The organism is Sulfobacillus sp. hq2 (assembly GCF_002903155.1).
Classification (GTDB): domain Bacteria; phylum Bacillota; class Sulfobacillia; order Sulfobacillales; family Sulfobacillaceae; genus Sulfobacillus; species Sulfobacillus thermotolerans.
Genome location: NZ_NWUL01000045.1, coordinates 44,295 through 70,448, shown reverse-complemented (window position 1 = coordinate 70,448; position 26,154 = coordinate 44,295). Strand labels below are relative to the sequence as shown.

The window sequence follows — 26,154 nt, the reverse complement described above, 5'->3', positions numbered from 1 at the left end:
AGACATAACGGAGATGGGGGAAGAACCATGAAAGGCCAAGAATCTCATGCAAGTTTATTACGGCTGATGTGGTGGAGTCTTCGGCTGGGATGGTCGAAGAATAAAGAGGGGCGTAGGAAGGCGAGACGGCGCATCTGGGCGATGCTGGAGGCGCGGTGGATGCGGTTAGTTCCGGAGGCCGTTCCTGGTGATACCAGTGGGGTGACTCGAGCGGTGTGGTTAGGGGCCGCTTTAGCATCACGGTCCTTAATCCGTTACCCCCTGTTGCCTCGCAAGCTGAAGTCTCGATTGATTTGGCTCGTCAGGCTAGTGGGGCGCAACAACGGCAAAGCCTTAGTAACAGCCTATTTGGCTTGGGCCTGGATGAGAGATGTGGCCGAATCTCCTAGTACGATTGAAGCGCATGCCAGCCCCGATACGATTTAAGGAGGACACCGTCCTCCTTTTTTCATTTGTTCGGTCGGGCATAACGCTGTGATTTACGCCAGTAATAGATGGAAACGCCAAAGAAGACAATGGCTACCACGATTTTGCTGAAGAGGTGCGATGGGGCCTTCGTGACGTGATATTGGCGAGTAATGAGTACTTGCCCAGAACGGGTCAGGGCCGTCGCGGTCATCTCACCGGTTGTTCGTAGTAGGTACGAGCCGGCGTATTCGTGTGCAGCCGCCTTCTTTAAAGCGACGTGCACGGTTTTTTGTCCCGTAATTTTGAGGTCGATGACAGTGGGGACGAGCGAGTGCGAGACGACAATAAATGTTGTTTCTGAGGGTGCTTGCACCGGTGTCGGGGTGACGACCAATTCGGTTCGAGAGGAAGCCCATGCGAAAGAAGACACAATTAATACAGAGGCTAAAGCGAGAAACAAGGTTCGGATTATGCGCACGGGCGTTATCCTTTCTGAGAAGTGCTCTTATCGGTTATTCTACAACGCCCGACCTATGACGACAAAGAAAACTTTTTTGGCAGATCGGCCGAGAAGGGATTTGAAAATATTTACAGGAGTATGGTGATATGCGTATAGTGGAAGTAATTGGACAAAGGAGTGAGAAATGGTCATGGGCTTGATGAGACAGGGATGGCGCAATGAATCTGGACAAGTGCTACCGATAACCGTCCTCTTTATGGGACTAATCATTGGCGCGGCCGCCATCTCCATCGATGTTGCCAAGGTCTCGGCTTTGCGTAATCAAGCCCAAACAGCTACGAGCGCGGCGGCTCTAGCGGCGGCGCAAACTTTGGCCCGTGAGTTGCAAAGCGGATATAACGCATCGGCCAACTCAGATAGTATCCAGTATCCGTCAAATCCCACAGCGGTAGCAGACATGATTTATCAATCCAATATTAAGACGGCTATACCAAACAATGGATTGGATAGTAATCCGGTGGTCCACTATTACTTGGGTACTAGTAAAACCCCAATAACCGTATTGCCATCGACCATTACGGCGTCACAACTACCTATTTATGTGACGGTCCAGGCTAGCGGCTCAACAGTGTTAAATTTTGCTTCAGCACTGGGAATCTCAATGGCTAACGTTAAGCCTTTGGCAACAGCAGTGGTGGATCCCCAAGCCGAAGCCAATACGGCAGGCATGGTACCTTTAGCAATGCCTGCGAGTGCCAATTTACCGCTTGCTAATCCCTATGGAAGTGACGGATGGGATTCATATTTAATGGTAAGCAAAATTTATGATGCATTTCGGGGTTCAGCCAATGGGGGAGTTCCTTCGTGGGTTACGACCGGAACTCCCATTAATTTTCATCAGATCTATGGGGCAGGAGGAATGGGATGGATTGAGATGTTTAATTCATATCAACAATTAGCGTTTCAAAATTATATTGTCGCTGGTTCGACGGGTTCTTCTTATTGGAATGACCTCTCTAAGTACGGAATTGTTGATGGAGCCACGGTGTATTTCCCTGTGGCAAATCCAACGCCCACTAGCAATAAGGGAGAGAATGCTGTTATTCCTATTGTGGGTTTTATTACGGCTAAAATTCTCAATGTACCGAACACGCAGGGTACTAATGCGGGGTTTGAATTTAAGGTCATAAGCCAATTAGCCTTAAATGACACGAGTAATTTTAGCATAGGATCTTCATATTTAGACGCCAATTACGTAGCGCAGTTAGTATCAAATAACAACGTACCGTAGGGAAAGATACATGTATGGGGGATGTAGAGCGCATTCTGCATTCACTGCCACCACCACTGATGGGTAAACCGTATCGCCCCATACAAACTGGCCGCGCCCCATAAAATTATAACGATGCGGGTAAGAACTTTGTTATTTGCCAACGATATTCCCGCGTAGAGGGGAAAATATGAGCTTAGTAAACGCAGCGTGCTGTGAAATGGTGTATTTAATGCATAGAAACTTAGAGAGACAAGAGTTCCCGCCCACGCATAAATGAGTGCCGGCAGGGAACTCTTGGACCATTTTGATGCTAAGAGTATAGCTCCCAATAGGTATGGGAGGCTTAGGGCGCTCAAGATAATTTCGTAGACATGATCTGCCGAATGGATAACGATGGCTTGCTGATATTGCACCCAAGGCCAGACCCAGCGCGAGTGCCAACCGCTTTCTCCTAGCCACGGGCCAAAGGGCGTATGCCAAAAGATGAGTGAGTATCCAACAAATAACGCAAGGGCTATGACAATTCCACTGCCCCATATGACCGCTCCCCATAGTTGTTGCCGGTTGTGATACTTGAAGCTTTGTATTAATAACACGAGTGGCATGATGCCTAATAAAGCGCCCGTAGGGTGGCTTAAGGCAGCAAGACCTGCCGTCACCGCGGCTGTGATGTATTTATGTTCTTGTGCTTGGAGGGTACTCAATAGACTCAGCAGGAGCATCAAAGGCTCAGTGTATAGGGTACTGTAAAAAACTGCCGCTGGATTAAATGCAAACAGTGCCAAGGCTAAAGTGATTTGGCTAGAAGACAAGTTGAAAGTGTTTAAAAATCGGTTGAGATAGTATAAATCAGCGGCAAAAACGCCTTGCATGATGAGTAATGCGATCCATCGACTATGCGCTAGCCAAATGAGGATGGGTAACAACGGGTAGAAAGCTGAGGGATGTGATCCATAGCCATAGTGGGCAATGTGCAAATAGAATAGGGAATCGTACTGAAACCACAAGGCAGCGTGATCTGAATAGGCCTCGGTGATTTTTAGGAGGAGAGGATTCAGATGGGGATAGGGAAGAAAGACGCTTAGAAATATCCCTGCTTCGTGCAACAGAAAAAGTCTTGCCCACGCGGGAGTTTGATCGAAATACGAGGAAAATCTGAAATTGTACCTGTCGCGTTTCATGTGTTCCTCCAATCTTAATTCCTATTCGTGATGTTTTGTTCCATCTCCTTCAGAAAAAGTAAAAATATACCGGAGAGTTGATGAAAAAAAAGAAGGAATAGGATTTCTTGTGTCGAATAACCATGTGAGCAGGAAAATAATGTATCTTGCTACTGGGTTCGGCATCTACTTCGGAAAGTAGGAGGATTACTTTGGCGACCATTCAGCAATTTCTCGTGGCGTTTATGGCCCGTTTAAAAGACAAAGAGGGCCAAGCATTAGTGGAGTATGCCTTAATTTTAGCGTTGATTGCCATTGTCGTGATCGTGGCCTTGACGTTCTTAGGCGGAGCAGTACACAACACGTTGAATAATGTTGCAAATGCAGTGAACAACACAGCAGGCTAGACGTGGAGTCAAATTGCAGGCATAGCTTTAGCTGTGCCTGCTGCTGTCTTTCTTACTCGACTAGAAGGGGTTGTAGCACATGGCCATTGCCAAACGCATGGGCACGTTTTTCCGGGTCAACCGGTGGCTATTGGCTGGCGTGGTGGTCATAGGCGTGGCAGCGTATGTGTCAGCCAGGTACGTGCAGCTTGCCATTCAGCAGGCGAATGCGAAAGTGAAAAGTCCCACGGTGCAGGTCTTAGTCGCCGCTCAGCCGATTTCGGCGTATACGCCTGTTGCGCCGGCTTTGGTCACGGTGAAGACGTTTCCTGCGGCTTCTGTCCCTGTCGGCGCCTATTCATCGCTTAACGGATTAAGTGGGGCTTGGACAACGCAAAATGTGTCTGTCGGCATGCCCATCGTTTCCAGCGAGGTATTCTTTCCAAAAACGGCTAATGTCATTGCGGCTCGGATTAGTCCGCAGGATATGGCGGTTGATGTGCCCTTGTCGTCCACTGCGGCCATTGACGGATTGATTGTACCAGGTGACAATGTGGCGCTATTTATTACGGTGACTAAAAATGGCCAAAAGGTCCTGGCAGACTTTATGAACGATGTGAAGGTTCTTGCCGTCAATGGGTCGATGGCTGCACCAGCGGCTCCAACGGTAGGTTCTAGCCCCAATCTTATTGTAGCGATGTCACCGGCCAAAATTGAGTCCTTGTTGTATGCTGAACAATATGATGGAGGGTTTACGGCCGCTCTGGAATCGCCGCATACTAAGGCTAAAGCTCCTGCCCCATATGGCATGACCAATTTAGAAAGCGCAATTCCTTAAGTCAGAGGGGCGGGTGTCATGACAAAGGTTCTTATTGCGGCCATTTCTCCGGTTATGGACGCCATCGAACGTACCGTTGCGACGGTATCCCAAGCCCAAGTGGTCGGGACGACGGATAGCGTGCGGGAAGCGATTGATTATTGTTCCCAGGAGCGTCTTGATGCGATTATTGTGGATGAGACGCTGCTGATTGACAGCTGGGGCCTGACCGACCGCCTGTCCCGGGCGGATTGTCCGGTGATATTGGTTATTGAGAAGGCGAGCGCAGAGTCGGCCCGTCGAGCATTGGCCATGCATGCGGCTGACGTTATGACCACAGACGCTTTGCCGACGTTGCTACCCGCTTTATTGCAACGCCTGCATCCGCAAGACACCAATCAAGAAATCGTGCACCGGATTATTGGCGTGTATTCGGCCAAAGGTGGTGTGGGTAAAACCACTTTGGCGGTAAATTTAGCGTGGAACCTTGCCAAACTCTCGGGCAAATCAACAGCATTGGTGGACTTGGATTTGCAGTTTGGTGATGTGGGACCGATGGTTCACGATCATCCGGATGTGACAATCCAAGAATTGGTCGAAGGGTCACCGAAGACGATTGAGCCTGATAAATTGGCGCGTTCGCTGATTGGGGTGGATCGGCTGCCGCTTGACCTGCTGTTGGCGCCTATTAATCCACAGTACGCTGATGCCGTGGAGTCTCACCACGTCAGAGATATCGTGACGCACTTAAAAGCGTCACATGTCTACACGGTGTGCGACTTGTCTTCGGGATTAACAGAGCAAAATCTTAGTGCGATGGATATGGCCGATGTTATTTTGCTCCTAGCCACGCCGGAAATGATTACGCTACGAACAGTACAGCGCTCACTTAAAGTTTTGGGGACTCTTTATCCTGCTGACGGGAAGATTCGGCTGGCATTAAATCGGGCGGATTCCGGGGTCTCGAAGGAGCAGATTCAAGAATTCCTGGGCCTACCCGTCACATATTGGATGCCGAGTGGCGGGGTTACCCCGGTACGTTCTGCAAATTCCGGAAAACCCTTGGTCGTGGTAGATCCCGGCAATGTGTTAGCCCAAGCCATCGAAAATGTGGCGAAGGCCTTAATTGAGGAGTTTGAAGGACAAAGTCGCAAAACGGCACGCAAAGAACAGGTGTAGAAGAGAGGGGTTCGGATGTCTTTACGCACGCGGATTAACGGCATGTCTCCTGGGGCTTCTCAGGCCTTTAAGTCCATTAAGACGTCGCAGACGTCCAAGTCCAATGACTTTGACTACTTGGGCGCCAATTTCATGGCACTGAAAAGCCGTATTCAAGACGCGTTATTGACGCAAGTGACATCGCCGGAAAATTTGTCGCGTGATGAACTCAGGAATTTGATTTGGAATATCGTTGAAGCTGATAAGGAAATTGCGCCGTTAGAAAAAGATGCATTAGTCCGTATTTTGGTGGATGAAATTTTAGGGTATGGTCCCATTCAAGTGTTGCTCGATGATCCGGAGATTTCCGAAATCATGATTAATGGGGCCAACAATATCTATATTGAGCGTCAGGGGAGTTTGGTCAAGACCAACATCGTGTTTCGCGATGAAGCGCACCTGCGTGCCACCTTAGAAAAAATGCTATCGTTTTCAGGCCGGCGGGTCGACGAGTCGAGTCCGATGGTAGATGCCAGACTGCCAGACGGCTCACGTTTGAATGCGATTTTGCGTCCCTTAGCCGTGGCAGGCGATTCGATCACCATTCGCAAATTCTCCAAAGATCCGTTTATTCTCTCACAGTTGGTGCAGATGGGCACATTATCTGCTGAAATGGCCACCTTTATTGAGGCAGCGGTGCGCGGGAAGCTCAACATTGTGGTCTCAGGGGGTACGGGGTCTGGGAAAACAACGACGCTCAACGCATTTTCTGCTTTTATTCCGGGCACTGAACGCATTGTCACCATTGAAGACGCAGCGGAACTTCAGTTGCAGCAAGACCATAAAGTCACTTTAGAGGCTAGGCCTCCCAACATTGAAGGCAAGGGTGGGGTGGCCATTCGCGATTTGGTTCGCAACGCTTTGCGTATGCGCCCCGACCGCATCATTGTCGGAGAGGTGCGAGGGGGGGAGGCGCTCGATATGCTCCAAGCCATGAACACCGGGCACGAGGGCAGTTTAACGACCGTGCACGCAAATAGTCCTAGGGACTGTTTGTCGCGTATTGAAACGATGGTGTTAATGGCGGGGGCGGACTTGCCGTTGCCAGCTATTCGCTCGCAGATAGCGTCCGCTATTGACATTATCGTCCAGCAAGCGCGCTTGTTAGATGGATCGCGCCGGATTATTCGCATTACGGAAGTGGTGGGCATGGAGAGCGGCATTATTACCACGCAAGACCTCTTTCAATTTGATCAATCCGGGGTGGATGAGGAAGGGAAGGTCATCGGCGTGTTTCACGGCAACGGAATACGTCCCAAAAACTTCGATCGGATTCGAGCCCAAGGAGTCGAGTTGTCTCCAAGCATTTTCGGTTTGGGATTGTGAGGACAAGATGCGAGATTTAAGCATTGTTTTAGCCCTGACATGGGCGTTAGCGCTGTTATTAGTGGTGGTGGGGATTCGGGCGACTCGCACCTATCAATTGACACAAAGGCGTCTTGTTGCAATGGGCGCAGTGGTTCCCAAAGGGCGTAAGGCACCTAGGGTATCAATGGGTGTGCTAGACACTTTGCGCAAAACATGGAGTCAAGGACAGAACGCTGCTGCACTCAAGCTCCGCATGAGCGAATACATCTTGTTCATTGCTTTGGGCTTTGTCATTCCCGGGCTTATCGGCTTTGTCATTCGCGGCATTGTCGGCGGATTGGTTTTAGGCATTGTTGGGGGCGGCGGGGTTCTCATCTATTTTCGTTATATGAAGGCACGGTATCTACGTTTAGCGGAATTGAGCTTGCCTGACTTTCTACGCGGCATTGCCGGGGCATTGCGTGCGGGGACGTCCCTCTTGCAGGCCATGGCATTGGTGGCCAAAGAGACTCCTGATCCCCTTGGTGCCGAAATTACGCGCGTATTGCGCCGGGAATCGTTTGGATTCAGTTTGGAACAGACCTTGGAAGAGTTAACGAACCGGATTCCCTCTAAAGATTTGGCGTTGGCGGTCATGGTTATTAATATCCAAAGAGAAATCGGGGGATCTTTGGCAGATATACTCGATAATATTGTGGCAACGATCGTCGCGCGTCAGCGACTGGCTCAAGAAGTGCGCGCGTTAACGGCCCAAGGGCGCTTTAGTGGCTGGATTTTGACCGCGTTGCCCTTCTTTTTGGGATTTGCCATTTGGTTTATCAATCCCGGTTACATTGACCCGCTGTTTCATTCCACTATTGGATGGATGATGTTGGGCATGGCTGCTGTGTCCGTAACCATCGGGGGATTTCTTATTAATCGGTTGGTGCGCTCGCCGGAAATGTAGGAGGCGTCGTGATGTTGCGCTGGATGGATCTGACAATTGCTGCGCTACTGGCGTTGGCGGTGATCTTCATGGCTTTATGGGTGAAAGATTTAAAAGTGTACAATCGCCAGCGGGCGTTGGGTGAGCGATTGTCACCGTATCACTTGCGTCGGGATGAACTGGCGGATGAATTGGAGCTGCCCTTTATGCAGCGCGTAATCACACCCTTTGTGCAAAAAGTTGTCGTGCGTTTGTCACATGTCTTGACACCTACGAAGGTGCGAGCGGAATTAGCGCGCCGTCTAAAACAGGCGGGCAGCAAGTTAGGGCCAGAAGCCTTTGTGTTATACCGCTTAGCCATCTCCGTGCTCTTGTTGGCATTAGGTGTGATGTTGGCAATGGTGGAGAAAAGCTTACCGGAGTGGCAGCGTGTTGCGATTCCATTGGGCATGGGCGCTATCGGGTATATTTTTATGGGTGTGCGCGTGAATACGCAGGCGCAAAATCGTCTCAAAATGTTAGAGCGCTCTTTGCCAGAAGTGTTTGACCTGCTTAGCGTGAGTGTGGAGGCAGGGCTAGCTTTCGATGGGGCTTTAAGGAAGCTAGTGACCAATTTAGACCCAGGACCGGCTAAGGACGAATTTACGCGCGTGATGTCGGATATGCAGCTGGGCATGACGCGTTCGGAGGCATTGACGGCCTTAGCCGAACGCACCAAGTCCCGTGAATTAAAGCGGTTTGCCGGCTTAGTGGCGCAATCAGACCGCACGGGTTCGGGTATTTCTGGAGCACTGAAAGTACAAGCTCGGGATATTAAAGAAGCGCGGGCGGCGCAAGCGCGGGAAAAAGCGGCGTTAATTCCCGTCAAAATCATTTTCCCGATGGTGCTTTTTATTTTTCCCGCGATTTTCCTCGTCATCTTAGGACCCGCGATGTTGTCCCTCATTCGTGTCTTCCATGGGTAACACATTGAAGCGGGTATGTGTGCGCAATTTGCGCAGTGGCGAAGTCGTAGGGGACAATATTGTGGTCGCGCAGTCCTTTTGGCAAAAGTTTAAAGGACTGATGGGCACTCAACTGCTAAAATGTGGCGACGGGATGCTGTTTCCACAAACTAATTCCGTGCATATGTTTTTTATGCGTTATCCGCTCACCGTTCTTTATTTGTCCAAAAACATGACGGTCTTGCGCCATGTGACGCTTAAGCCGTGGACGATTGGACCCATTGTATGGCGGGCCCACTTTGTTCTCGAGTTGCCCGTGGGGAAGTTTGATATCCAAGAAAATGATAGGCTAGCGATTGAGTAATTCTTAAGGACAGGTATATTGACTAGTCGTAGATTGGTCCCCTTGACTCGGATCTTCCTGAACCATCGTGTAGCTTTGGCCCATGGGAATTTTGTTGCTAAACCCGGGGATGGGGACAATGAGGGGATAGTCGGTCGACACCTTCACGCTTACAGTACTTAGTGAACCGGATGCACTAGGAGCCGGGCTTGGCGACGAGGTGGCTGACGGGCTTGGTGACGAGCTGGAGGACGATGTGGCGGACGCGCTAGTAGACGAAGGCGGTGAGCCACTGGGGGCTGCACTTGGCGTGGAGGTCGTTGGGGACGATGAAATGCTCCAATAGACGACGGCGGAAGAGGGGAATAAGCCGTCCGTAGCGATTTGGTTATGAATCGCACAACCAACGCTTTGGGTGCTTTCCCCGAGCGACGCGTCGCGAACGCCAATGCGCGCAGCTTGTTGAATGGTAATAAAGCCATTAAAGAGCAAACCCATTTGGATGATGGCGAGCAAAAAGAGTAAAAGCAAGGGAATAACGAGTGCAAACTCAACGAGAGCCTGACCTTGACGGTCCTGCCAGCGTGATCCTAGCCACGGCGCAATGCGCATAAATGTTCAGACTCCTTGTCTGCAATTTCTCTACTGTAATGGCACGCGATGTAATATGATTATCTTCAAGTGTACGGATAAACGCCAAGACTGTAAATAATTTCCTTGGAAAAGAACGTAGCGAGGCGTTTTGTGTAGGTTCCAAGAGAAAGTCTAAGATTATTGTCGAGCCAGGGGGATGTCGATGTTCACGGTCTATGTGGCGAGTCGGGACGAATTGCGCAACGCATTGACGGTTGCCGTGAAAAATATACCGGAGGCTATTCTCAATGGCAGTTCGTCTGACCTGCGGCAGGCCTTGGAAGAATGCGCAGCCGAAGTGCCTGGTGTTCTTTTAATTGATGACGCGCTTCTTGCCCAAAATATTGGGTTATTTGAGAAGGTCGCGGAGGTCCCCTATCCGGTTGTGGTGTTAGCGGCTCCAGCTGATGCCCAGGCTGCACGGCGCGCACTGACTATTCGTGCCAAGGATTTCATCAGTCTGGATCGGTGGGCAGAGGATTTGGGACCCATCCTATCTCGCGTTGCTGTTCCCATTCAAGGGGAAACTCGAGAAGATGGACGGGTCTTGGTGGTGTTTTCCTCAAAGGGCGGGGTCGGGAAGACGACCATCGCGGTGAACTTGGCTATTGGACTGGCGAAGGCCAGTCATCAACCCGTGGCGATTATGGATTTGGATATTCAGTTTGGTGACGTGGCGCCGATGGTGGGCGATGCGCCGCTTGTTACCCTTTACGATTTGGTGAAAAGTGGGGCGCCCGTTGACGCGGAGATGCTCAAACGCGCTTTGAAACGCGTGGCGAACAACGTCTACATGCTGGCGGCTCCTGAAAATCCAGAAGAAGCCGACGACGTGCGCGCGGAGCATATCGTACAAATTTTGCAACTCCTGAGAGAAACCCATGCCTATGTGGTGGTCGACACGGCGCCTGGTTATACGGACGTTAATGTGGCGGCGTTTGACTTTGCGGACACGATTTTAACGGCGTGTACGCCCGATGTTGTGACCTTGCGGACAGTGGGCCAGGCGCTACAAGTCTTTTATGACGGCTTTCATTATCCCAAAGACAAGGTGCGGATTGTTCTGAACCGCAGCGGGTCGCGGACGGGGGTGGAGACGGCGGATATCGCGCAAGTGCTGCAGTCTCCCATCGCATATCAATTGCCCAGTGACGGAGCTTTCCCGGTGCGGGCGGCGAACGAAGGGCATCCCTTGCTACTACAGTTTCCCGATTCGGCCCTATCGCGGGCCATTTACAGTATGGCTTCTGAATTAGTGCGAGAAACACAAGGACGCTCCCGTCAAGAGTCCAAGAAAACCTCTGCCAAACGGACCTTGTTCGCGCGTCTAACCGGAAGAAAACCTAAAGAAGTTTAGATGACAGTTCCCTGGGTCGGCGGTTGGTGAGCGCCTTATGCGCGCATATTACACCTGCACACACTGTCTGACGAGGGAGGAACGAGACGAATATGGTATCACGGGCGCGGCTTCTCTGGGGGATTCCAGTCCTGACGATTAGTGCGGCCTTGCTTTTCGCACAGCACTCCCGTGTCGCGCGAGGGAAGAGCGTTTTAGATGGAGGGCCTAGCCGCTTTACCAAGTATGCGATGAATGCGTCGAACAATGCGGTGATTGAAACGGCTGCGCTCAAACATTGGAACGTCGCATGGACATACTCAGCCAGCACCCCCTTACAACAGGCCTCTTTTTCTCAAGGTGTTATCTATGTGTCGGGTGACGGAATGCCGGGCCAAAATGCGCTCTACGCCCTTAACGCCCAAACGGGACAGAAGCTATGGGCCAGGCGCTTAGACAACATGTCGATGACGACGCCAGTGGTCGCAGACGGTTTAGTGTTTGTCGGCACGGGCAATCAAGCATTTAGCGCGTCGCAGCAACGCCGAGTGAATCGGCTGCAAAGCCGCAATATCCGCCGTGGAACGGGCCCTAACGCCATATATGCCCTAGATGCTCGGACGGGACGTGTAAGGTGGAAAGACCCAACACGCGGTGAGGACATGCCTAGCTTCGTCTACGACCATGGCGTCATTTATACGGTGGGCGGTAGTGGGGTGTTATCGGCTCTTGATGCGAAAACGGGGGCGCTTGGGTGGCGTTTGACTTTGGGGTCGTATGTCAGCATGTCGTCGCCTGCAGTATTCGGGCATACCCTTTATGTCTCGGGGGCCCATCCTTATGCGTTGTATGCGATTAATGTGCAAACACACAAGGTGATCTGGAAACGGCCGGTACCAAAGGTGTTTGGGGGATCGGATGATAGCTCGATTGCCGTGTCGCCCTCGTTGATTTATGTCGAGGGAACAACTGGTTCGTGGCAACATCCGGTCTCTACGATGTTTGCCTTTCGACATTCCGGGGCATTGGCATGGCAAACGCCGTTGGGTACGGGGAAATTGCCGAAAGATATTGAGGTCTCAGCTCCGGTATTGTATCATGGCAGGGTTTTTGTCGGATCGCCGATTTCCCACTGTGAATATGCGCTAAACGCCCAATCCGGTCAAAAATTGTGGGCGTTTCAAGCGTATGGCCCGGTCTCTGCTTCCGCGGCGTTGCTACGCCACACGTTATATGTCGGCGATAGGGCGGGGATGTTTTATGCCTTAAATGCTAAAACGGGCCAGGAACAGGCGTCACGGTATATGGGAGGGGCTTTTGCCGCCGACTATCCTATTATCGTCGGGCAGACCCTGTATCAACCCGATGAAAACGGATTAATGCTGGCGTTTCCGGTGAGTCGTATGACCGCTGAGGCCTTGCGTGACCCGCCCCAATTGTCTCTTCCCACCGGCCCTTTAGGACAAGATATTCGCTACGGGGAGACAGCATTTATGGATCCGGTGCAGGGTGTTTCTTGCGTGAGTTGCCATGCCGGCGGGGGGACCCTTATGACTTACCGCCAAGGGCATTTGATCCCGAGTCTGCTTGGCGCGGCAGCCTCGTTTCCGTTGGTGAGAGCGGGACACATTCGTACGTTGGATGCCCAAATTAATCAGTGCCTGCGGATGACTCACACGGCCCCCCTTCCCGCTTCTAGCCCTCGCTTGCAGGCGCTGAACCTTTATCTGCGCTGGTTATCAAGCGGTTGGCCTGAACACTTAGCAGCCAAAAGTGCCATGCATGGCGTTCAAGGAGGATGCTGAGGATGACTAAGCGTTGGATAACGTTTTTGGGAGCGGGTTTGCTTATCGCCGCCTCCGGCGTTGGGCTCTATGACGAGACTCAAGTCACGACGCATGTCGTGATGGCGCAGCAAGAGGCTCAGGAAGGCCAAGAGCTTTTTGCGTCATTGTGCCAAACTTGCCATGGACCTGGGGGAGATGGGGCTGGAGGAGCGCCGGTTCTTAACGATGGGGTGACCGTCACGAAATATGCCAATACGTCAGCGCTTGCACAATTTATTCAGAGTCGGATGCCAGCTACCAACCCCGGCATATTAAGCCCCTCGCAAGCGCGTAATCTGGCATGGTATATTATTAAACTGAACCATCGTTTGCCAGGAAATCCCTAAGTGGTTGAAGTCCATGTCCCAAGACGCTACAATGAGGACATGGTGTGAAAGGGAGGGCCACGTTTGTTAAGGTATGTCCGTGCCTCGGTAAATGACCAGGCGAAGGTTGAGCAGTTTTTGCAAGGGGTTCATGATGATTTGTCGGAACAGGTCAACACCTATTTGACACAGGCACAAGGTGGGTTATATCTCGCTCTAGAAGACGACGTTATTGTCGGGACGGCGGTCATTACATTTCCAAAAAGGCACGAGGGATATCTTGGCAGCGTGCGAATGGCACCCCCCCAGCAAGACCGGGATCTATATAAGGAATTTGCAGCCTTCCAACTGAAGGAAGCGCAAAAAGCTGGAGCGCATATTGTGCGTGCTTTAATTAAAGAAGATGACACGTTATGGAGTACTGTGCTCCAAGAAGATTTTGGCTTTAAAAATAGCGGACAATGGATCGTTGGCGAGTTTCAAGGATTTCAAGCTCCTGACGTGCCGCCGCATGATGCGGGCCCGGCCTGGGCGGTGGATAAAGACCGCGTCAAGGACTTTATGCAACAGTTTCCGGGTGCTCTTTGGGTGGGGAAAGATATGTACGTGCCCGAGTCTCTGACTATAGAGGATCTGGAGAATCAGTTTGAGGAAGGTGGCATTGCGGTGGCGCCTCAAGACGCGCGCTTGGCTGTGGACTCCATTGCGGTGTACCGTGTGCGCAACAACGACGCTATTGATATCAAATATTTCAAGAGTCAAGGGCGTTATACGCGCGAGCTGTTGAATTATTTATGGATTGAAGCGCGGGCTTGGGGTGTCCAAAAAATGCGCTTTGGGTTGGCCGGGCAAACGGCGGAACAAATGGCCAAGGCGTTAGACCTGCCGATTCAAAATCAATGGGTTGGTACGGTGTTGGAGCGTCAGTTTGAGGCTCAAGCCTATTCGTTGTCCTCATGAACTTTAGCCGGGTTCGTGCATGGGTCACCTCATGGGGGCCCGATGCCAAAACGGCGCGCGAACTGATCGAACTGCTCATATTTAGTCGGATTGCGTTAATTTTGGCGGGATGGGTCGGATTGGCCCGATTGCCATGGAAATATTATAGTCCGCAATATAACGTTTCAGCGAATCCCGTGGTCTTAATGGGCATTCGCTGGGACGCTTTGTGGTATACAGGAATAGCCATGCATGGCTATTGGTTTCAAGCCCTGGCATTTTTCCCGATGTACCCGTTTTTGATAGCTCTGGTGCATTGGATCACTTTTCTCTCGGTTTATGATACTGCCCTCATTGTCTCTAACATGGGGTTAGTGGGATTTACCTTTGTTTTTTATGCATTGGTCCGCGATGTGTTTGGGGCTGACGTTGCCAAACGCTCGGTGTGGATTGCGGTGATGTTTCCCACCGCCTTTTTTATGTCCGCAGGGTACACTGAGGGCATCTACATGTTTTTCAGCACCGCGGTCTTTTGGCTGGCATACCGGAAAAAATTTTATGCGGCGGGGATTTTTGGGTTGTTGGCGGGATTGACACGCAACGAAGGGGCATTTACGGTGATTCCTCTGCTGTGGTCATATTATCAAAGCTATGGGTGGACGATTCGTAAAGCCTTATGGAGTGTGCTCTTGGTTCCTGCTGGCATTATCGCTTATATGGTGTATCAATGGCGAGATTTTGGCTCACCGCTCGCGTTTATTGCAGCGCAAGGATATTGGGGTCGAAAAATTTCTTGGCCGTGGGTGGGCATTATTTTAGCTTTTAAGACGATCTGGAATGGTAGTCCATTGCAGCCGGACACAATCCTCAGTATGATAGACCTGTGTGCCGCGCTCGGATTTATTGTATTATGGGCATTGGCGTGGTTGAAAAAGTTTCCGGTGGACTGGCTAGCGTATTGGGGCATTCTATTACTTATTGATATCTCGGCTCCGGATATTAACGGCCAGAGTCCCTTGCTGTCTATGTCGCGACTCGTGTTGATTTTGTTTCCGGGGTTCGTGATGATGGGCATACTAGCGAGGAGCGAGAGTTGGCAACGGTTTTTTTATTGGGTTTTTCCCATGTTGCAAGCGACATTTTTTCTGATCTTTGCAACGTGGCATTGGATCGCATAAAGACGAGGAGGCTAATGCATGCGTGCCTTAGTGATTCTTCCCACTTACAACGAATTAGGCAATCTAGGACCGCTCATGGAATCGATTATGGAACAGGGCGAGATGTTTGATGTGCTCGTCATCGATGATGGGTCACCAGACGGTACCGGATTGTTAGCGGATCATCTGAAAACGGTCTATCCTAATCGGGTGGAAGTGATTCATCGTCAAGGCAAGCTAGGACTAGCGACCGCGTATCTGGCAGGCTTTCGGTATGGCTTGAACAAGGGTTATGATTATCTGTTCGAGATGGATGCGGACTTTTCCCATAACCCACAGTATTTGCCCGCATTCATTCAGACCATGATTCAGGAAAAAGCGGATGTTGTGCTGGGTTCACGGTATGTGCCGGGCGGCGGAGCGACTCGGTGGCCATGGTATCGGCGTTTGATTTCTCGGGGCGGCTCACTGTACGCGGGTCTCGTTCTCGGGGTAAACATTAAGGATTTAACGGGTGGATTCAAGTGCTTTAGTCGGCGGGTTCTTGAGGCCATCAATTTGGAGTCAATTGAATCAACAGGCTATGGATTTCAAATTGAGATGACATACCGGGCGGTGCGGTCAGGATTTAAGGTGGCCGAAATGCCCATTATTTTTGAAGAGCGCCGGGAAGGCAAAAGCAAGATGTCTCCGGCTATTTTTGCAGAGGCTCTATGGATGGTCGGCAAATTGCGCTTGGAAAGCGGTTTAGAAGGCGACCGGCGTCCTGCTGATGAGCGTCTCCGGTAACGTGCCGATGCGCATAGCGAAATATCGGGTGATGATTGAGCGCTTTATCCGCTACGGGATTATTGGGGCGAGCGGGGTCGGGGTTAATTTAGGAGTTCTAGCGGTCTTACATCATCTGTGGCCGCACCAAGCGACGGTAACGTACGTCCTAGCCGTGGAAGCGTCGATTATCACCAATTACGTTTTGAATGCTTGGTTTACTTTTAAGGCGTCAGTTCATCTGCATGGGTTTTTACGCTATAATTTGGTGTCGGCGGGTGGCTTAGTGGTACAGACGGCCATTTACCGCGTGGTCCTAGGGCAAGGCATCAATTACATTATTGCCGACTTGATTGCTATTCCCTTTGGCACCGTGATTGGCTTTGTCTTGTCAAACGTCTGGGTTTTTCGGACGCGGGAGGCGTTGTCGTCACATGACTCAATCGAACGACCTGTCACGGAATCCGCATCCAGTGCCTTTAGACGCTCTCGAGGTGATCGTTGAAGCGGGTTTAGCGATGTTGACAAGTGGAGCGGAAGTGGCGCGTGTCGAGGATACCATGGCACGGCTGGCCAATGCATATCATATTGCTCCGGTGGATGTCGTGGCCATGCCCACGGCTCTTTTTGTTGCGGGACCCGATGGCCAAAGCCTAGTGAAACGCATTCAGCATCGCTCGGTGAATTTAGCCGTTGTAGCAGAGATTAACCAAATTTCGCGGGATGTTGCGAAAAATCCGGTGCCCTTGGCCGAATTTCGGCAGCGGCTTGAGGCCGCCAGACAATTGGCGGTGTATCCCCCCTGGGCTACGATTGTGTTTGCGGCGATTGCGGCGGGGTTGATCAGTCAGTTAATGGGGGGCCATTTAGTGGATGTTCTGCCGGCTGCGGTCAGTGGGGCACTCACGCAGATGACACGGCGGGGCATCAGTCATACGCAGATTCCAGCGAACTTGGGGGACATGATGGCCGCAGTGGTGGCAACCTTGCCGGCATTGTTTTTAGCACGATTTGGCGAATTTCAGCCTGGGGCTATTTTAGTGGGCGGTATTATGGTCTTAACGCCTGGTCTTTTGTTTACAACAGCTGTTCGTGACGGCATTGCCGGGGATTTGGTGTCGGCGGTTAGTCGCCTCTTGGAGGCCTTGCTCATAGGTGGTTCAGTGGCGGCAGGGGCGAGTTTGACGCTTTATATCTACTTGAATATGGGCGGGCGGTGGCCATGATTGCGCAATCGCTATTTGCGGGGTTGACCACGATCGCCTTTGGGTTCCTTTATCAGGTCCGCGCCTCTTTGCTGTGGATTTCCGGTGTGATAGGAGCTATCGCGTGGGCGGCGTCCATGGCCGTGCATCTGATGCCCGGAGCGGGGTTGTTGGGTGACTTTGCCGGGGCCTTTGTCGTAGGCAGCTTGGCAGAATTGGCCGCCCTATGGAAGAAAAAGCCGGTCACCATCTTTGTAGTTCCCGCGATTATTTCTTTCGTACCAGGCTATTTAGTGTACGAGAGTATGGTCGCGTTTCTCAAAAACAACTTCAATGCCGGATTGCATTTTGGATTGACGGCCGTGTTTGCGGCCGCAGCGCTAGGACTCGGCTTAGCCTTAGCAACTGCCTTGTTGCGCCCACTTCTGCGCCCCCATCATTTTCTCAATGTGCGCTAGGCCCCGGGTCTTCGGCCTCTTTGGCTTGACATTTGGGACATAAGCCGTGGATTTCGATATCGTGATAGAGGATTTTATATTGATAGGGCTTCACAATCTCGTCGAGACGATGCTCGAGTTGGCAATTATACAAATCAATGACCTCGTTGCAGCCAATGCATACGAGGTGATGATGGTGGTGGCGGAAAGGCGGAATTAATTCGTAACCGACCGAACCATGGCCAATCAGCACAGGGTGCACGACGCCCATCGCCGTAAAGAGTTCTAAAATACGGTAGACCGTCGTTTGATTCATTCCCGTGTCGTGAATTTCTTCCACCAGCGCCGGAATCGATAGGGGTAAAGGACTGGCTTCCAACAAGCGGAAAACATGGAGACGGTCAGGGGTGACGCGCAGTCCTCGTTCTCGTAATGCTGTTTGTAAAAGTTCCTCATGCGCTGCCATCATGTGCCTCCCGTCTTTCCGATATTATGCCAAAGACGCAATAACAAAGGCAAGGCATTAGCCTTGCCCGCCAAATCTTAGCCGGGTTTTGGCAAAAAACCATGGTCTTGCAGTTCTTGCAAAACGTCGTGGGGCCGGGCGCTAATCACGAAAATTTCTTGCGCGGCGCCGCTTGAGCGTCCGATTAGTTTCAATCCGCTTGGGGTAAAGTACTGAAAAGAGTAGCCCATTTGTCCACCCGATTTGGGGCTAATGGTTCCGGGAATGACTCCGTCGACCGACGGCAGAGAGGACAAAAAGCGCAAACCAGGCTCCAATTCGCGGACAACATGATGTTGCCTTTTGATTTTGGATTGTCGGTATTTGGCCATGTGTCGGATCCTGCCCTTCGTTATATGTCTATCGTACCAAATTGCTAGGGGGAAGCCAAATGAATGAAGAGAAAATAGTCCTATGACGCCCAAGTATTGTGGCAATTGTCAAGGACGGTTGCGCAAGATGTCCTTGGCCGGACATGTACGCTTTGTGTGTCCCCAGTGCGGGTTGGTCGCTTATGGCATGGTGAGATTAGGGGTTGCGGCTCTGTTATGTACGCGTAGCGGTGATATCGTCTTAGTGAAGCGAGCACTCCAGCCCGGTTTTGGACACTGGACAATGCCTGGTGGATATATCGAAGAGGATGAGACCCCAAGGCAGGCAGTGCGCCGGGAAATTCATGAAGAGCTAGGGATTACGGCTCCCCAAGAATTGTCGTTAACGGGCGTATACCGAGAAGCGTCCCCTGGGGCAGTAACCATTGTCTACCAAGGCGTTATAACGGACGAGAGGCCCCACGTGCTTGTGGAGTCCTTAAACGTGCGTCCGTTCGCGATTTCTCAAATTCCTTGGTCTGAGCTCTATTTTTTATCCACGCGTGATGCCTTACACGATTGGATTTGCCGTCATGCTAGCTATTAATGAGTCGTGAAATTTTTTCAGTGCCACGCCGGGTCCGCGGTTCTTGTGTGACGATGTCCGGGAGTTTCACATCCGCCCAATGCTGTACGACGATGGCGCCTTCTTCAACATGAGCAAATTCTGGCTCCTCCCCGCGCCCATCGCCTAGGGCCATAATGTCACCAATTTTAATTTGGGTTGGCTGCATTCTCAGCGCAAAGATCCCTGCGGTGCGGTCTTGAGGCTGTCCGGCATAGACAGTGCCACGTAGCCAACCAAAAACCATCACATCACCGGAGGCAATAATGGTAGCGCCGGGATTGACATCGCCTACGATAATCACGTCTCCTGTATGCATGATTTGTTGTCCCGAGCGGATGGTATGGCGCACAATCCGTGGCACCGGAACCGGCTTCTTTTCCTCTAGCGAAATCACGACGGCGGTATCAGACTGCTGAATGCCTTTTAATGTCAGGGCTGGGAAGCGGGCAAAGGTTTGGGCGACTTGCTCAAACAGTGATGGGGTTAAATCCATCGCTCCTACTTCCAAAAAGATTCCCGTGGTCCCTAGAAATTCCTGGCGTGTTTCCAGTGTGTGGGCTAAATCCTCGATAAGTGCCGCTTCCGTGGTGAATCCTGTCGCTAAAAGTCGCAATCCGCGGCGGTCTCCTTTGATTTGCATTCCCCAAAACGCCTCCTTGCTGCCATTAACGGACAATGCGGCGTAAATGCCGCGTATGCTTCTTCAAATTCTCCAAACGCTTGACAAAATCCTGCCCCTGAAGGGAGATAATTTTTCGACACGCTGAGGTCTTTACAAGAAGGTCAGATAATACAATGGGCCCAAGGCGGTGATTTCTTTGGCGTGAATTTGAGCGCCTTGACGTAACAGGATCTGCGCTTGGGGGGCCGTCAACTCTGTTCCTTCCGGCCACATACGGTAGCGAGGGTGTTCACTCAATGCGGCAAGACGCGGAGGAATGGGCGCCTTGTCGCGTACGCAGAAGGGTTCAGGCAATTGGAGAACCGGGCTGACTTGCCATGAGAGGGGTAAGTTCGCGTCATTGACCCAGGTGGTGAGATGGTTGATGCGTCGTGGTCCTCCCGCGGCAATGACCCATAAGCCGAACGGGGGATTGGCAAAAGCTTCAAGTCTGTACATGGCGAGTTTCGATTGCCATTGTTTGGCGGTTTCTTTACCTGTGTCCACTTCAATTAAAATCGGGAGGTCATCGGGGGACATGCGAATCATAGCATCAGGGAATAAGCCAAACGGGGTGCCCCCGGTTTGCCAATGAGTGATAACCGGATAAAGACGGATAAAGCTTTCCGTAATGAGTTCGCGGTGCTTCGCGTGAGCTCCGCGTTGAAACTGTGCACGCGTCCATAGCGCATCGTTCCAAAGAATGCAATCGGCAGGCCAGTCGTTGCCCACGAGGGCTAGGTCAAAATAGTGCTGTGCTTGGTTTGAAGACAGATAGCCGGTAGTCTCCAGCACCAATGGCCATGTGAGGGGATTATTCATGCGGCAAGACCTCTTCCGACAAAGGGATGTGGGGCAATTGCAATAGCAAAGGACGTGTTAATCGTCCGTGCTTTGTAAGCTGGGCATAGGCTCGGCCTCTAGGCAAATACCGCAGAGTGGGCGGGAGCGGATAGGGCGCGGCCAACTGCGAAAATATCGCGGCATCATGGGCGTGAATGCCTCCTAACACCATACGTTGGCGGGCGTTGGCCAACAACGCTTCTTGTAATGGGGGAGAAAGCTGACCCATATCTTGGTGCGCAAGCACTAAACCGACGGAATAGCCGCGAGCTAAAGCCAAGTAGTCGCTGAGGTCGGGGGTGACATATTGGTGAAATTCGTCGAGGTACAGAAAATATGGCGGAACTGTTCCCGCTTTGAGACGGCGGTACGTGGCCATAGCAAGACCATGCCATAGCAAAGTCCCGATGACTTTGGCGGATTCGCCTAGCCGTGCCAGAGACAAGGGGCAAATGACTGAAATTTCATCACGTAGGACGGTGTCCCAATCAAAGTGGCCAGAACCCGTGAGGACGCGGCGGATATCAGGATTGACTAGCAGCAATTCCAGACGATTTAAGAGGCCTTGGCGCTGTTCTTGGGCCGTGCGAGCTCCTATTTGCTTTAACTGCTCGCGAAAATACGCTAAGACACGCAGGTCGTGGGATTGCCTTAGGATATCTTCGCGAAAGGCTTCCATACGCAAGAAGTCTAACACATGGGTGAGGTCTGCTTGCTCGCCCAATGTCTCTTTAACTGCCATCACACTGTACATCAAAAGCACCCGGGATGTCACCGCGTAAAAAGGATGCCCTGCTTCCGTTATCTGATTTAGAGCCCAAGACAATCCTTCAGCGGCCACGTCGGCGGGTCCGCTTAAAGGGTTATAATGTGCGCAGTCGGCACGATGCGGATCAAAGTAAATCACCGTGGCGTGATGACGCAAAGCGGCTTGATAGGCTGTGTAACTTAAGTCTCCTTTGGGCTCGATTAAGGTGATAGCCCGTCTGGCGCGCAAATCTTGTTCAATCAAGGGCATGAGTATGCTTGAAGACTTACCGGAGCCCGTCGGGCCTATGACGTGTAAATGCATGTAGCGGTCAGACAGATCAAGTTGAATGGGGACATGCCAGGGGACGACGCGCCCTAATGTCGTCAATGGGCCTGAAGGGTGCCGCTGATGATACCGTGCATAGAGGAGTGCCACCACCATCAGAATGGCGAAGGCCCACGGGACCAGGTCAATTGCCAGAGAAGCGGACAAGACTAGCAAGGCAATAGCCTTGCGCCGAGTCAATGAAAAGCTTGCGAACCCCAAACCCAACGCTAAAAGGCCAAGGTCATCTCCCCCTGAGAGCAGGCGCGGCTGTTGAAAAAGGCTATGAGCTAATCCGTCTGCTAACGCGGTAATGGTCCAAAATGGCACAGCGATCCAAAATATTCCCTGAATAAGCGGAGCAATCCAGCGACGCATCGTCATCCCCCTTTTCAATTCGACAAAATTCGACATAAGAAGCGGAAATCCTCTAAAAGGGCACAAAAAAATCCGTTCCCTTAGAGCAAAGGGAACGGACTGGAAGAGACGATGGGATTATTCGCCAGCCCAATTAATCTCATGAAGATACGGGAAAGCGCGAAGTTGTGATTCTAAGTCTTTCGTAATTTCTTCCAGATGCTGGTCTGTATCGGCTTCTGCGCGAGCGACGAGGGCGGGTTGGGTATTGGATGCGCGAATTAAACCCCAACCATGAGGGAAATTGACACGCAATCCATCAATATCAATCACGCTGACGTCTGTTCGGTTTTGATAGAGGGCGCGCAGTGTCGAGACCACTTCCGATTTTTTATCATCGGGACAATCAATCCGCACTTCTGGGGTTGCGGGCTTCAAGGGAACGTCTGCTAAGAGCTCGGATAGCGACTGGGGACTGTGAGATAAAATGCGGAACAGGCGTCCGGCGGCATAGAAGGCATCGTCAAACCCGTAATATTCATCAGCGAAAAACATATGGCCAGACATCTCGCCGGTAAAGACAGCACCGATTTCCCGCATGCGCGCTTTAATGAGGGAGTGGCCGGTCTTGAAAAATTCCGGTTGCCCCCCTAAACGTGTAATTTCATCGACTAACGTCTGCGAACATTTGACTTCGACAATGGCACGGGCACGGGGATGGCGTGCTAAGATTTCACGCCAATACAAGATCATCAGGCGATCGCCCCAAATAATTTGTCCCGTATTGTCCACCACGCCTATCCGGTCGCCGTCGCCATCAAATGCCACGCCTAAATCGGCTTCGGTTTCCTTAACTTTGGCAATCAAGTCCGTCAAATTTTTGGCGACAACGGGATCCGGATGATGATGCGGGAACGTAGGATCGGTTTCGCAATACAGGCACTCAGCATTGACACCAAAGGCTTGCATTACATCTTTTGCAAACAAGCTCGGCGTTCCATTTCCGCAGTCGACGACGACCCGTAAAGGCTTGGGGCCTAATTGGATTTTTTCTTTAAGCATGGATAGATAGGCAGGAACCGGATTGGCTGTTGTGCGCTTTCCGGTGCCTTGGATGAAGTCGCCAGCCTCCAAAATGCGGCGCACTTCTTGTATTTCATCTCCATAGAGGGTGGCGGGACCGTGGGCCAATTTAAAACCATTATATTCGGCGGGGTTGTGCGACGCGGTAATCATGACCCCCCCGTCAATATTAAAGTGGACGCGGGCAAAATAAAAGATCGGAGTGGTTACTTCTCCGATATCGATGACGTCAACACCCGTGGATAAGAGGCCTTCGGTTATAGCGTCCCGAAACGCGGGAGATGAGCTTCGTGAGTCCCATCCTAGTAGGGCCTGGGAGGTGTGGTTGCGTAGAAGGTAGGTGCCGAAGGCTTGCCCTAAGACTTTGACGTCGTCTGGGGTAAAATCAATATCCACCAAACCTCGGATATCGTATTCCCGAAAGACTGTTGGATTAATCGTGGATGACATCAGCATGATCCTTTCTTGTCAAAATACCAGGACTTCATGCGGTCAATCATACCGCTTGTGACGATATGCGTCTATGGCAGATGACGACCGGATTTAACGTGACCATGGGCCATGAATCCCCCATTGGTGGGCCATGGGGGCTGCCAGTATGAATATAGCGAACAGTAAAAGGCCCGCTGTAAGATGATCGATGTAGCGCACACCCGCATGCAGTGGCCAACGAAAACCGTGTTTTGTCAAAGGCCATAGCCACCATTGCCGTTCGTCATTGAATCCATCTAGAGCTAAATGGCTTAATCCTCCGCAAAACAATCCCCACGTCACCCATGGCCATGCAATGCGGGCATGCGGGAGGATGGTGGCAACCATCGCGAGGAGCAATGATGCCAAGATGCTAACGACTGCGACGCCGAGGACCGAGTGGGCTTGGTGTCGGTGCCAGATGGGATGTGGCCAAAAAGCGCGACCGAGGCGGGGTGGGCGACCGCGTCCTCTGGAAGCGGATACGGCAGGCCAGGGAATCAAGCGGCCTACAACAGATTGCGGCAGATCCCAATCGGGTAATAGACTTCCCACAACGGATGCGGCCATCCACGTGACAGGGTGGGGAACTGGCAGACGCATGACAATTAAGGCGGCGCTGACGCCTCCTAAAACATGGGTATAAGCTTTCACGACATCTCCTCTTTGTTCCATGAAAGATGAATGCATGTTGCAGTAGAACAAATTCCAAGGGCTATCGTCAACAGCCGTAGGGACAAATCGCTTCATGAAATGGGAATTGTGCACAAAGCTATGCATTGACTTATTCCGAACGTTTATATAAAATTCGTCTGTTATCGTTCGGAATCATATGACGCAAGATATAGGCGGAGGTGGACAATGGCGGAACGCAGTGCGCAAGGAACTCAGTACGGGACAGAAGTGGTTCGGATTGAACCGAAAGGGATTGAACATGTTGAGGAGACCGAGCGGCACGGGCATGTGTCTTCGGTGTTTACGCTGTGGTTTGGTGCCAATGTCGAGCTGGCGACATTGACTACGGGAACGGCTGCGGTGAGCCTATTTGGACTTAGTTTTGGTCAAGCTGCGTTGGGACTTATTATTGGCAATATTTTGGGCGTGACCTTGTTAGGATTAGTGTCCACCTTTGGACCGCGGTTGGGCGTGCCTCAAATGGTTCATTCCCGGGCGCCATTTGGGTTTTTTGGCAATTTTTTGCCGGGGGCTTTGAACGCCATTGCGGGAGTAATGTGGTTTGCCGTCAATACGGTTCTTGGTGCTTTTGCCTTTGAAGCGCTGTTTCATACGGATTTTTTTGTCGCCTTGTTGGTGATGGTCTTAATTCAGGTCATTGTTGCCGTCTACGGTCACAACATGATTCACGCCGTAGAACGGTTTATGGCGATACTGCTGACCCTTGTCTTCGTAGGGGTTTCGATTTTTGCTTTTGCCCATGCGAACTATGCATTGCCGTTTAATGCCAAGTCAGTTTTAGGGCAATACACCGGACTCGGCGGTGGGATTATCGAAGCCGTCGGATTAGCGTTGTCGTATTTGCTAGGGTGGACGGTATTTGGCTCCGACTATACGCGCTATTTACCATCAACGACTCCCCCTTCCCATGTGTTTTTTAACGCGGCTTCGGCAAACTTTATCGCCGGCGTATGGTTAGAATTGGTTGGCGTGGCTTTGGCGACGATTTTCCCCAAAGCGGCGGCAGGCGCTGATCCAATTTCGCTCTTATCAGGTATTCAACCGCATTGGATGGTACCGGTCGCATTGTTTGCGGTCATTATCGGAACGGTGACCGCGGATGTGCTCAACATCTATTCAGGTTCCTTATCGGCTTTGGTGATTAACATCCCACTCAAACGTTGGGTAGCGGCTATTCTCGTGGGGTTGCTGGGTGGAATTTTGGCGTGGATTGCGCGTAATTCCTACTACTTGGACTTTGAAAACTTCTTATTTCTTTTGGCGTATTGGTTGGCGCCATGGACAGCGGTGGTCCTTGTGGATTTCTTTGTGGTGCGGCGCGGACGTTATCACACCGATATGTTTTATGATCCCAGGCGTGTCATTCGCCCCGGATTTTGGGCATGGCTTATCGCTATCGTGGTTTCCATTCCCTTTTTCAATCAGGCGTTGTATGTTGGGGCCTTTGCCAACCGCTATCCCCATTTAGGCGATATCTCCTATTACGTCAGCTTCATCGTGGCGGGTGTGTTGTACTGGATTATTGGCACACGGACCGCACGGGATTAACATCTACTAAATTCGAACCATGGCCAGCTCCAAAGAAAATGGAGCTGGCTTTTGTTATGAGAAGGAATTTTGTGCACCGAGCGCGAAATATTTCATAAAATGAAGGC

General features: G+C 51.4%; 30 protein-coding genes. 20 read left to right on the top strand and 10 right to left on the bottom strand.

Annotated elements, in window-relative coordinates; all coding sequences use genetic code 11:
- Positions 1-27 precede the first annotated feature (27 nt).
- Positions 28-426 carry a hypothetical protein gene (locus CO251_RS12930; RefSeq protein ID WP_103376232.1) on the top strand — a complete coding sequence of 133 codons (399 nt, stop codon included), beginning with the start codon at positions 28-30 and terminating at the stop codon, positions 424-426.
- Between the two features lie 22 nt (positions 427-448).
- Here CO251_RS12930 and CO251_RS12925 read toward each other — a convergent pair whose 3' ends face one another.
- Positions 449-886 carry a hypothetical protein gene (locus CO251_RS12925; protein ID WP_103376231.1) on the bottom strand — a complete coding sequence of 146 codons (438 nt, stop codon included), beginning with the start codon at positions 884-886 and terminating at the stop codon, positions 449-451.
- A gap of 172 nt (positions 887-1,058) precedes the next feature.
- Between CO251_RS12925 and CO251_RS12920 the strand changes: the two genes are divergently transcribed.
- The gene (locus CO251_RS12920) at positions 1,059-2,159 is read left to right on the top strand and encodes a pilus assembly protein TadG-related protein (protein ID WP_158246344.1); all 1,101 of its coding nucleotides are present in this window, start codon (positions 1,059-1,061) and stop codon (positions 2,157-2,159) included.
- 41 nt (positions 2,160-2,200) lie between these two features.
- Here the strand turns inward: CO251_RS12920 and CO251_RS12915 are convergent, their stop codons facing one another.
- Complete coding sequence (locus tag CO251_RS12915; RefSeq protein ID WP_103376229.1) at positions 2,201-3,322, bottom strand: hypothetical protein; 1,122 nt, start codon at positions 3,320-3,322, stop codon at positions 2,201-2,203.
- Positions 3,323-3,513: 191 nt separating this feature from the next.
- Between CO251_RS12915 and CO251_RS12910 the strand changes: the two genes are divergently transcribed.
- The 7 genes from CO251_RS12910 to CO251_RS12880 all read left to right on the top strand — a co-directional run bounded on the left by CO251_RS12910 (position 3,514) and on the right by CO251_RS12880 (position 9,263).
- Entirely contained in the window at positions 3,514-3,708 is a 195-nt protein-coding gene (locus CO251_RS12910) for a Flp family type IVb pilin (protein WP_242968597.1), read from the top strand.
- A 79-nt stretch (positions 3,709-3,787) separates the two neighbouring features.
- Complete coding sequence (cpaB, locus tag CO251_RS12905) at positions 3,788-4,525, top strand: Flp pilus assembly protein CpaB (RefSeq protein WP_103376228.1); 738 nt, start codon at positions 3,788-3,790, stop codon at positions 4,523-4,525.
- Positions 4,526-4,543: 18 nt separating this feature from the next.
- Positions 4,544-5,683, top strand: a complete 1,140-nt coding sequence (locus CO251_RS12900; RefSeq protein ID WP_103376227.1) for a P-loop NTPase — start codon at positions 4,544-4,546, stop codon at positions 5,681-5,683.
- A 15-nt stretch (positions 5,684-5,698) separates the two neighbouring features.
- Positions 5,699-7,048: a CpaF family protein gene (locus CO251_RS12895; protein ID WP_103376226.1), complete on the top strand. Its 1,350-nt coding sequence runs from the start codon at positions 5,699-5,701 to the stop codon at positions 7,046-7,048.
- A 7-nt stretch (positions 7,049-7,055) separates the two neighbouring features.
- Complete coding sequence (locus CO251_RS12890; RefSeq protein ID WP_103376225.1) at positions 7,056-7,976, top strand: type II secretion system F family protein; 921 nt, start codon at positions 7,056-7,058, stop codon at positions 7,974-7,976.
- Positions 7,977-7,987: 11 nt separating this feature from the next.
- Positions 7,988-8,920, top strand: a complete 933-nt coding sequence (locus CO251_RS12885; RefSeq protein WP_103376224.1) for a type II secretion system F family protein — start codon at positions 7,988-7,990, stop codon at positions 8,918-8,920.
- Positions 8,921-8,939: 19 nt separating this feature from the next.
- Positions 8,940-9,263, top strand: a complete 324-nt coding sequence (locus CO251_RS12880) for a DUF192 domain-containing protein (protein WP_158246343.1) — start codon at positions 8,940-8,942, stop codon at positions 9,261-9,263.
- Positions 9,264-9,266: 3 nt separating this feature from the next.
- On the opposite strand, the gene CO251_RS12875 is transcribed toward CO251_RS12880, so the two are convergent.
- Entirely contained in the window at positions 9,267-9,854 is a 588-nt protein-coding gene (locus CO251_RS12875) for a TadE/TadG family type IV pilus assembly protein (protein ID WP_103376222.1), read from the bottom strand.
- 184 nt (positions 9,855-10,038) lie between these two features.
- On the opposite strand from CO251_RS12875, the gene CO251_RS12870 reads away from it, so the two are divergent.
- From CO251_RS12870 to CO251_RS12830, 9 genes are all read left to right on the top strand, one after another.
- The gene (locus CO251_RS12870) at positions 10,039-11,232 is read left to right on the top strand and encodes a P-loop NTPase (protein ID WP_103376221.1); all 1,194 of its coding nucleotides are present in this window, start codon (positions 10,039-10,041) and stop codon (positions 11,230-11,232) included.
- Between the two features lie 92 nt (positions 11,233-11,324).
- Positions 11,325-13,016 (top strand): PQQ-binding-like beta-propeller repeat protein, encoded by a 1,692-nt coding sequence (locus CO251_RS12865; protein WP_103376220.1) that lies wholly within the window; start codon positions 11,325-11,327, stop codon positions 13,014-13,016.
- 2 nt (positions 13,017-13,018) lie between these two features.
- Positions 13,019-13,384, top strand: a complete 366-nt coding sequence (locus CO251_RS12860; RefSeq protein WP_103376219.1) for a c-type cytochrome — start codon at positions 13,019-13,021, stop codon at positions 13,382-13,384.
- 63 nt (positions 13,385-13,447) lie between these two features.
- Positions 13,448-14,323 carry an N-acetyltransferase gene (locus CO251_RS12855; protein ID WP_103376218.1) on the top strand — a complete coding sequence of 292 codons (876 nt, stop codon included), beginning with the start codon at positions 13,448-13,450 and terminating at the stop codon, positions 14,321-14,323.
- Entirely contained in the window at positions 14,320-15,480 is a 1,161-nt protein-coding gene (locus CO251_RS12850) for a hypothetical protein (protein ID WP_103376217.1), read from the top strand. The genes CO251_RS12855 and CO251_RS12850 overlap by 4 nt, the downstream gene beginning before the upstream one ends.
- Before the next feature lie 18 nt (positions 15,481-15,498).
- Positions 15,499-16,248, top strand: a complete 750-nt coding sequence (locus tag CO251_RS12845; RefSeq protein ID WP_103376216.1) for a polyprenol monophosphomannose synthase — start codon at positions 15,499-15,501, stop codon at positions 16,246-16,248.
- A 7-nt stretch (positions 16,249-16,255) separates the two neighbouring features.
- Positions 16,256-16,732 carry a GtrA family protein gene (locus CO251_RS12840; RefSeq protein WP_242968610.1) on the top strand — a complete coding sequence of 159 codons (477 nt, stop codon included), beginning with the start codon at positions 16,256-16,258 and terminating at the stop codon, positions 16,730-16,732.
- Positions 16,662-17,453, top strand: coding sequence for a threonine/serine exporter family protein (locus tag CO251_RS12835; RefSeq protein ID WP_103376214.1), 792 nt, complete (start codon positions 16,662-16,664; stop codon positions 17,451-17,453). Before CO251_RS12840 ends, CO251_RS12835 begins: the two co-directional genes overlap by 71 nt.
- Positions 17,450-17,890, top strand: a complete 441-nt coding sequence (locus CO251_RS12830; protein ID WP_173677112.1) for a threonine/serine exporter family protein — start codon at positions 17,450-17,452, stop codon at positions 17,888-17,890. The genes CO251_RS12835 and CO251_RS12830 overlap by 4 nt, the downstream gene beginning before the upstream one ends.
- Here the strand turns inward: CO251_RS12830 and CO251_RS12825 are convergent.
- Entirely contained in the window at positions 17,877-18,338 is a 462-nt protein-coding gene (locus CO251_RS12825; protein ID WP_103376213.1) for a Fur family transcriptional regulator, read from the bottom strand. The genes CO251_RS12830 and CO251_RS12825 overlap by 14 nt on opposite strands.
- 74 nt (positions 18,339-18,412) lie before the next feature.
- Positions 18,413-18,706 (bottom strand): DUF2103 domain-containing protein, encoded by a 294-nt coding sequence (locus CO251_RS12820; RefSeq protein WP_103376212.1) that lies wholly within the window; start codon positions 18,704-18,706, stop codon positions 18,413-18,415.
- Between the two features lie 82 nt (positions 18,707-18,788).
- Here CO251_RS12820 and CO251_RS12815 point away from each other — a divergent pair, with 82 nt between their 5' ends.
- Positions 18,789-19,292, top strand: coding sequence for an NUDIX hydrolase (locus tag CO251_RS12815; RefSeq protein ID WP_103376211.1), 504 nt, complete (start codon positions 18,789-18,791; stop codon positions 19,290-19,292).
- On the opposite strand, the gene minC is transcribed toward CO251_RS12815, so the two are convergent.
- The 5 genes from minC to CO251_RS12790 form a co-directional block, all read right to left on the bottom strand.
- A complete protein-coding gene (minC, locus tag CO251_RS12810) occupies positions 19,282-19,953 on the bottom strand; it encodes a septum site-determining protein MinC (protein ID WP_103376210.1) in 672 nt (223 codons plus the stop codon). The genes CO251_RS12815 and minC overlap by 11 nt on opposite strands.
- A gap of 132 nt (positions 19,954-20,085) precedes the next feature.
- Positions 20,086-20,796 (bottom strand): hypothetical protein, encoded by a 711-nt coding sequence (locus CO251_RS12805; RefSeq protein WP_103376209.1) that lies wholly within the window; start codon positions 20,794-20,796, stop codon positions 20,086-20,088.
- Positions 20,789-22,270 (bottom strand): type IV secretory system conjugative DNA transfer family protein, encoded by a 1,482-nt coding sequence (locus tag CO251_RS12800; protein ID WP_158246341.1) that lies wholly within the window; start codon positions 22,268-22,270, stop codon positions 20,789-20,791. Before CO251_RS12800 ends, CO251_RS12805 begins: the two co-directional genes overlap by 8 nt.
- A gap of 117 nt (positions 22,271-22,387) precedes the next feature.
- Positions 22,388-23,782 (bottom strand): phosphomannomutase/phosphoglucomutase, encoded by a 1,395-nt coding sequence (locus tag CO251_RS12795; protein WP_173677111.1) that lies wholly within the window; start codon positions 23,780-23,782, stop codon positions 22,388-22,390.
- Positions 23,783-23,875: 93 nt separating this feature from the next.
- A complete protein-coding gene (locus CO251_RS12790; RefSeq protein ID WP_158246340.1) occupies positions 23,876-24,457 on the bottom strand; it encodes a metal-dependent hydrolase in 582 nt (193 codons plus the stop codon).
- A gap of 207 nt (positions 24,458-24,664) precedes the next feature.
- On the opposite strand from CO251_RS12790, the gene CO251_RS12785 reads away from it, so the two are divergent.
- Complete coding sequence (locus CO251_RS12785; RefSeq protein WP_103376206.1) at positions 24,665-26,047, top strand: cytosine permease; 1,383 nt, start codon at positions 24,665-24,667, stop codon at positions 26,045-26,047.
- The last annotated feature ends 107 nt before the right edge of the window (positions 26,048-26,154 follow it).

Excerpts from the sequence above, each read along its gene's own strand:
- CO251_RS12890 (WP_103376225.1), top strand. The coding sequence starts at position 7,056 with ATGCGAGATTTAAGCATTGTTTTAGCCCTGACATGGGCGTTAGCGCTG.
- CO251_RS12830 (WP_173677112.1), top strand. The coding sequence starts at position 17,450 with ATGATTGCGCAATCGCTATTTGCGGGGTTGACCACGATCGCCTTTGGG.
- CO251_RS12805 (WP_103376209.1), bottom strand. The coding sequence starts at position 20,796 with ATGAATAATCCCCTCACATGGCCATTGGTGCTGGAGACTACCGGCTAT.
- CO251_RS12845 (WP_103376216.1), top strand. The coding sequence starts at position 15,499 with ATGCGTGCCTTAGTGATTCTTCCCACTTACAACGAATTAGGCAATCTA.
- CO251_RS12870 (WP_103376221.1), top strand. The coding sequence starts at position 10,039 with ATGTTCACGGTCTATGTGGCGAGTCGGGACGAATTGCGCAACGCATTG.
- CO251_RS12915 (WP_103376229.1), bottom strand. The coding sequence starts at position 3,322 with ATGAAACGCGACAGGTACAATTTCAGATTTTCCTCGTATTTCGATCAA.
- CO251_RS12815 (WP_103376211.1), top strand. The coding sequence starts at position 18,789 with ATGACGCCCAAGTATTGTGGCAATTGTCAAGGACGGTTGCGCAAGATG.
- CO251_RS12795 (WP_173677111.1), bottom strand. The coding sequence starts at position 23,782 with ATGTCATCCACGATTAATCCAACAGTCTTTCGGGAATACGATATCCGA.
- CO251_RS12895 (WP_103376226.1), top strand. The coding sequence starts at position 5,699 with ATGTCTTTACGCACGCGGATTAACGGCATGTCTCCTGGGGCTTCTCAG.
- CO251_RS12850 (WP_103376217.1), top strand. The coding sequence starts at position 14,320 with ATGAACTTTAGCCGGGTTCGTGCATGGGTCACCTCATGGGGGCCCGAT.
- CO251_RS12875 (WP_103376222.1), bottom strand. The coding sequence starts at position 9,854 with ATGCGCATTGCGCCGTGGCTAGGATCACGCTGGCAGGACCGTCAAGGT.
- CO251_RS12800 (WP_158246341.1), bottom strand. The coding sequence starts at position 22,270 with ATGCGTCGCTGGATTGCTCCGCTTATTCAGGGAATATTTTGGATCGCT.
- CO251_RS12860 (WP_103376219.1), top strand. The coding sequence starts at position 13,019 with ATGACTAAGCGTTGGATAACGTTTTTGGGAGCGGGTTTGCTTATCGCC.
- CO251_RS12885 (WP_103376224.1), top strand. The coding sequence starts at position 7,988 with ATGTTGCGCTGGATGGATCTGACAATTGCTGCGCTACTGGCGTTGGCG.
- CO251_RS12820 (WP_103376212.1), bottom strand. The coding sequence starts at position 18,706 with ATGGCCAAATACCGACAATCCAAAATCAAAAGGCAACATCATGTTGTC.
- CO251_RS12785 (WP_103376206.1), top strand. The coding sequence starts at position 24,665 with ATGGCGGAACGCAGTGCGCAAGGAACTCAGTACGGGACAGAAGTGGTT.
- CO251_RS12920 (WP_158246344.1), top strand. The coding sequence starts at position 1,059 with ATGGGCTTGATGAGACAGGGATGGCGCAATGAATCTGGACAAGTGCTA.
- CO251_RS12900 (WP_103376227.1), top strand. The coding sequence starts at position 4,544 with ATGACAAAGGTTCTTATTGCGGCCATTTCTCCGGTTATGGACGCCATC.
- minC (WP_103376210.1), bottom strand. The coding sequence starts at position 19,953 with ATGCAAATCAAAGGAGACCGCCGCGGATTGCGACTTTTAGCGACAGGA.
- CO251_RS12930 (WP_103376232.1), top strand. The coding sequence starts at position 28 with ATGAAAGGCCAAGAATCTCATGCAAGTTTATTACGGCTGATGTGGTGG.
- CO251_RS12825 (WP_103376213.1), bottom strand. The coding sequence starts at position 18,338 with ATGATGGCAGCGCATGAGGAACTTTTACAAACAGCATTACGAGAACGA.
- cpaB (WP_103376228.1), top strand. The coding sequence starts at position 3,788 with ATGGCCATTGCCAAACGCATGGGCACGTTTTTCCGGGTCAACCGGTGG.
- CO251_RS12865 (WP_103376220.1), top strand. The coding sequence starts at position 11,325 with ATGGTATCACGGGCGCGGCTTCTCTGGGGGATTCCAGTCCTGACGATT.
- CO251_RS12835 (WP_103376214.1), top strand. The coding sequence starts at position 16,662 with ATGACTCAATCGAACGACCTGTCACGGAATCCGCATCCAGTGCCTTTA.
- CO251_RS12840 (WP_242968610.1), top strand. The coding sequence starts at position 16,256 with ATGCGCATAGCGAAATATCGGGTGATGATTGAGCGCTTTATCCGCTAC.